Genomic DNA, 5,942 nt, shown 5'->3' with positions numbered 1-5,942 from the left:
GGGTTAGGCAAAGTATTTAAGAAAAAAAGATTAAAAAAAACTTGCGAAGAAAAAAAAAGTAACTATCTTTGCATCCGCAAGTCAGGAATAACGAAGAGAGAAAAGAGAAGAGAGAGTACCTGAACGAGCATAAAGATCGTTGAAATAAAAAAGTTTATAACAAAGCTTACGAAAGAAAAAGTAGCAAAACACAACCTGGAAGTTAAAGGAAGATTCTTTTGAGGATATGAGGCCATGAAATTGATAATTTAAGAAGAAATTACAATGGAGAGTTTGATCCTGGCTCAGGATGAACGCTAGCGGGAGGCCTAACACATGCAAGCCGAGGGGTATTTTGGAGCTTGCTTCAAGAGAGACCGGCGAACGGGTGCGTAACGCGTATGCAACTTACCTGTATCACTGGGATAGCCCGAGGAAACTCGGATTAATACCGGATAACATATTACACAGCATTGAGTGATATTAAAAGATTTATCGGATACAGATAGGCATGCGTAGGATTAGTTAGTTGGTAAGGTAACGGCTTACCAAGGCGATGATCCTTAGGGGGCCTGAGAGGGTGAACCCCCACACTGGAACTGAGATACGGACCAGACTCCTACGGGAGGCAGCAGTGAGGAATATTGGACAATGGGTGAGAGCCTGATCCAGCCATCCCGCGTGAAGGACGACAGCCCTATGGGTTTTAAACTTCTTTTGTATGGGAATAAACCACATTACGAGTAATGTTCTGAAGGTACCATACGAATAAGCATCGGCTAACTCCGTGCCAGCAGCCGCGGTAATACGGAGGATGCGAGCGTTATCCGGATTTATTGGGTTTAAAGGGTCCGTAGGCGGGTTGATAAGTCAGCGGTGAAAACCTGCAGCTTAACTGTAGAACTGCCGTTGATACTGTTAATCTTGAATAGTATTGAAGTAGCTGGAATGTGTAGTGTAGCGGTGAAATGCATAGATATTACACAGAACCCCGATTGCGAAGGCAGGTTACTAAATACCGATTGACGCTGATGGACGAAAGCGTGGGGAGCGAACAGGATTAGATACCCTGGTAGTCCACGCCGTAAACGATGGATACTCGTTGTTGGGGGCAACCTCAGTGACTAAGCGAAAGTAATAAGTATCCCACCTGGGGAGTACGACCGCAAGGTTGAAACTCAAAGGAATTGACGGGGGCCCGCACAAGCGGTGGAGCATGTGGTTTAATTCGATGATACGCGAGGAACCTTACCAGGGCTTAAATGGAGATTGACGTACTTAGAAATAAGTATTTCTACGGACAATTTTCAAGGTGCTGCATGGTTGTCGTCAGCTCGTGCCGTGAGGTGTCAGGTTAAGTCCTATAACGAGCGCAACCCTTATCATTAGTTGCCATCGAGTGAAGTCGGGAACTCTAATGAGACTGCCGGTGCAAACCGCGAGGAAGGTGGGGATGACGTCAAATCATCACGGCCCTTACGCCCTGGGCCACACACGTGCTACAATGGCCGGTACAGAGGGCAGCTACCGGGTAACCGGATGCGAATCTCAAAAGCCGGTCTCAGTTCGGATTGGAGTCTGCAACTCGACTCTATGAAGCTGGAATCGCTAGTAATCGCAGATCAGCCATGCTGCGGTGAATACGTTCCCGGGCCTTGTACACACCGCCCGTCAAGCCATGGAAGCTGGGGGTACCTGAAGTCGGTGACCGTAAAAGGAGCTGCCTAGGGTAAAACTAGTGACTGGGGCTAAGTCGTAACAAGGTAGCCGTACCGGAAGGTGCGGCTGGAACATCTCTTTTTTAGAGTAAAAAGTCAATAATCAGGTACAATTATCGAGAGGATTTAGGACTTCCAGGTGTTTCCTACTTTATTAGAATAAAAAAGAGTAAGCAATAAGTTAGAACAAAAAAGATATATAACACCCCCTTAGAAGCCCCTGCAGTATAAGGTAAGACAAGAGAGAGTGAAGGAGCGAAAGAGGAGAATTAAGAATCAATCAGTCTCATAGCTCAGCCGGTTAGAGCGCTACACTGATAATGTAGAGGTCGGCAGTTCGAGTCTGCCTGAGACTACCAAGGGAAAGAAGGGGAATTAGCTCAGCTGGCTAGAGCGCCTGCCTTGCACGCAGGAGGTCAAGGGTTCGACTCCCTTATTCTCCACAAGGTTCTAAATAAAACAGTAATAAGTAAAGAAATAGGACCGGTGTTGTATAAAGATCATTGACATTATTGGGATTTTATATAAGAAAAAATAAACCGAGCGGCCAATAAAAGGCTAAGGAAAAGAAATCGTTAAGGGCGTATGGCGGATGCCTAGGCTTCAAGAGGCGAAGAAAGACGTGGTAAGCTGCGAAAAGCTGCGGGGATTGGCACACACGAAATGATCCGCAGATATCTGAATGGGGCAACCCACTATACAAGAGTATAGTATTCCCGTAAGGGGAGGCAAACCTTCCGAACTGAAACATCTAAGTAGGAAGAGGAAAAGAAATCAACAGAGATTCCGAGAGTAGTGGCGAGCGAAATCGGAAGAGCCCAAAAGTATCTATATAGATAACAGAATGTTTTGGAAAGGACAACCGCAGAGGGTGATAGTCCCGTAAGTGAAATCTATATACATATGAAAAAGAGTAGGGCGGGACACGAGAAATCCTGTCTGAATATGGGGGGACCATCCTCCAAGGCTAAATACTCCTTGAAGACCGATAGCGAACAAGTACCGTGAGGGAAAGGTGAAAAGTATTTCGAAAAGAAAGATGAAAGAGACCCTGAAACCATACGCCTACAAGCGGTCGGAGCATCAATAAGATGTGACGGCGTGCCTTTTGCATAATGAGCCTACGAGTTAATTTCACTAGCGAGGTTAAGTAGTTCAGCTACGGAGCCGGAGCGAAAGCGAGTCTGAAAAGGGCGAGGAGTTAGTGGGATTAGACGCGAAACCTTGTGATCTATCCATGGGCAGGTTGAAGCTTTGGTAACACAAAGTGGAGGACCGAACCGGTTGACGTTGAAAAGTCTTCGGATGACCTGTGGATAGGGGTGAAAGGCTAATCAAACTGGGAGATAGCTCGTACTCCCCGAAATGCATTTAGGTGCAGCGTTAAGAGAAGTATACTAGAGGTAGAGCTACTGATTGGATGCGGGGGTTTCACCGCCTACCAAATCCTGACAAACTCCGAATGCTATTATATGTTTCTTAGCAGTGAGGGCATGGGTGCTAAGGTCCATGTCCGAGAGGGAAAGAACCCAGAGCAACAGCTAAGGTCCCGAAATGTATACTAAGTTGGACAAACGAGGTCAGACTGCCTGGACAGCTAGGATGTTGGCTTGGAAGCAGCCATTCATTTAAAGAGTGCGTAACAGCTCACTAGTCGAGCGGTTTGGCATGGATAATACTCGGGCATAAGTATACTACCGAAGCTATGCGAAATTTAAAATTTCGGTAGGGGAGCATTCTATATGCGCAGAATCTTTAAGGTGACTTAAAGTGGAGCGTATAGAAAAGAAAATGTAGGCATAAGTAACGATAATGAAGGTGAGAAACCTTCACGCCGAAAATCCAAGGTTTCCTCAGCTATGCTAATCAGCTGAGGGTAAGTCGGGACCTAAGGTGAATCCGAGAGGAGTAATCGATGGGAAATCGGTTAATATTCCGATACCGGCTGTAAATTCGATGGAGTGACAGAGTAATGACACTACCGCGTACTGACGGAATAGTACGTTAAAGCAAGTAGGTAAATCTGGGATAGTAAAATGCGTTTCGGATGCCGAATGTGAAAGTACCAGGAAGCTACGGTGGAATGGATAGTGTAGGTAAGAGCTCTCAAGAAAAACTTCTAAGGTAAGTTTACAGCGCCCGTACCAAAACCGACACAGGTGGATGAGGAGAGTATCCTAAGGCGCTCGAGTGAATCATGGTTAAGGAACTAGGCAAAATAGACCTGTAACTTCGGGAGAAAGGTCGCTCCCAATAAAAAGGGAGCCGCAGTGAAAAGGCCCAGGCGACTGTTTATCAAAAACACAGGACTCTGCAAAATCGCAAGATGAAGTATAGGGTCTGACACCTGCCCGGTGCTGGAAGGTTAAGGAAGGAGGTAAGCGTCAAGCGAAGCCTTTGACTGAAGCCCCAGTAAACGGCGGCCGTAACTATAACGGTCCTAAGGTAGCGAAATTCCTTGTCGGGTAAGTTCCGACCTGCACGAATGGTGTAACGATCTGGGCACTGTCTCAACCATGAGCTCGGTGAAATTGTAGTATCGGTGAAGATGCCGATTACCCGCAATGGGACGAAAAGACCCTGTGAACCTTTACTATAGCTTCGTATTGACTTCGGGTAAATGATGTGTAGGATAGGTGGGAAACTGTGAATCGGCTTCGCCAGGAGTCGAGGAGTTGACGTTGAAATACCACCCTTTATTTATCTGGAGCCTAACTTCTGAACAAGAAGGACATTGCGTGGTGGGTAGTTTGACTGGGGTGGTCGCCTCCAAAAGAGTAACGGAGGCTTTCAAAGGTACCCTCAGCACGCTTGGCAACCGTGCGCAGAGTGTAATGGCATAAGGGTGCTTGACTGCAAGACCGACAAGTCGAGCAGGTGCGAAAGCAGGACATAGTGATCCGGTGGTTCCGTATGGAAGGGCCATCGCTCATAGGATAAAAGGTACTCCGGGGATAACAGGCTAGTCTCCCCCAAGAGCTCACATCGACGGGGAGGTTCGGCACCTCGATGTCGGCTCGTCACATCCTGGGGCTGGAGAAGGTCCCAAGGGTTGGGCTGTTCGCCCATTAAAGTGGCACGCGAGCTGGGTTCAGAACGTCGTGAGACAGTTCGGTCTCTATCTATTGCGGGCGTAGAATTTTGCGTGGAGTTGACTCTAGTACGAGAGGACCGAGTTGAACAAACCTCTGGTGTATCAGTTGTGCCGCCAGGTTCACCGCTGAGTAGCTAAGTTTGGAAGAGATAAGCACTGAAAGCATATAAGTGCGAAACTCGCCACAAGATAAGAATTCGATATAGGGTCGTGGGAGATTACCACGTTGATAGGCTACAGGTGTAAAGGCAGTGATGTCATAGCCGAGTAGTACTAATTACCCGGAGATTTCGTCCAAAAAAAAAGCAAAAAATTGGCCGTAGAAGTTTAAAAATTTTATATAAAATCCCATTAAGATATTTAGGGTGGTTATAGCGGTAGGGCTCACCTGTTCCCATTTCGAACACAGAAGTTAAGCCTACTTGCGCTGATGGTACTGCAAAAGCGGGAGAGTAGGTAGCCGCCAGTTTTTTTAAAATAGAAGGCCTTGTATAGAAATATGCAAGGCTTTTTTTATATATATATACTCAGTAGATTCGCATCCCAATAGTTATCGTTAAACCCTAATATGTAAGTAAACAATCCTTGTATTGGATTTTTAATATTCTTCCCGTTTGTTTTTTTATTTTTTTATTTTACCTGATGTGTTTGGGGGTAAAATATAAATATTAACACCGTTAAAATACGGTAGTTAATGTTTTACTGTATCCCTTTTTGATTGTGCTTTTTTTTAAAGCTTGATAAAATTAAACTTGAAAAATTTATTTAGAAAATTTCAATAAAGTTAAACTCTATCTTACTGTTAAAATTTTATAGTATTATGGCTCAAAAAATACATATATGTTTGACTATGATATTTTTATATTTTTAATTATTATACATACTGCAATCTCCTACACTTTTTTTTGGATTAATTATTGCTCATATAACAAAAGTTGTATGAAATGTTTCATATGATCAATAAATTAAAAAATTGGTACTTTCGAAATGAATAAATGGTTCTAAATACTATGAGAATTTTTTACTTCATTTATTTTTTTCGATAGTTTACTTGCATTGTTTAATAATTAACATTTATTTATATCGAATATAAACATGTAATAAATTAAAAACATATAGTTAAATTATGAATATAAATATATTAAAGTTTT

The 5,942-nt window shown here is 43.9% G+C and carries 2 tRNA genes and 3 rRNA genes; all 5 read left to right on the top strand.

From position 1 onward, the window contains the following. Positions 1-261: 261 nt before the first annotated feature. The 5 genes from ASC36_RS10070 (at position 262) to rrf (ending at position 5,260) form a co-directional block, all read left to right on the top strand. Positions 262-1,780: ribosomal RNA gene (locus ASC36_RS10070) — 16S ribosomal RNA — on the top strand. 199 nt (positions 1,781-1,979) lie between these two features. Next, positions 1,980-2,056: transfer RNA gene (locus tag ASC36_RS10065), tRNA-Ile, on the top strand. 10 nt (positions 2,057-2,066) lie between these two features. Then, a tRNA-Ala gene (locus ASC36_RS10060) sits at positions 2,067-2,140 on the top strand. Between the two features lie 122 nt (positions 2,141-2,262). Beyond that, positions 2,263-5,088 (top strand): 23S ribosomal RNA (locus ASC36_RS10055). A gap of 64 nt (positions 5,089-5,152) precedes the next feature. Beyond that, positions 5,153-5,260 (top strand): 5S ribosomal RNA (rrf, locus tag ASC36_RS10050). The 16S, 23S and 5S rRNA genes sit together here with 2 tRNA genes alongside, the layout of an rRNA operon. The last annotated feature ends 682 nt before the right edge of the window (positions 5,261-5,942 follow it).

The organism is Apibacter mensalis, from assembly GCF_001418685.1.
GTDB lineage: Bacteria > Bacteroidota > Bacteroidia > Flavobacteriales > Weeksellaceae > Apibacter > Apibacter mensalis.
The sequence above is the reverse complement of the archived record's forward strand: the minus strand, read 5'-3'. Positions and strand labels throughout refer to the sequence as shown.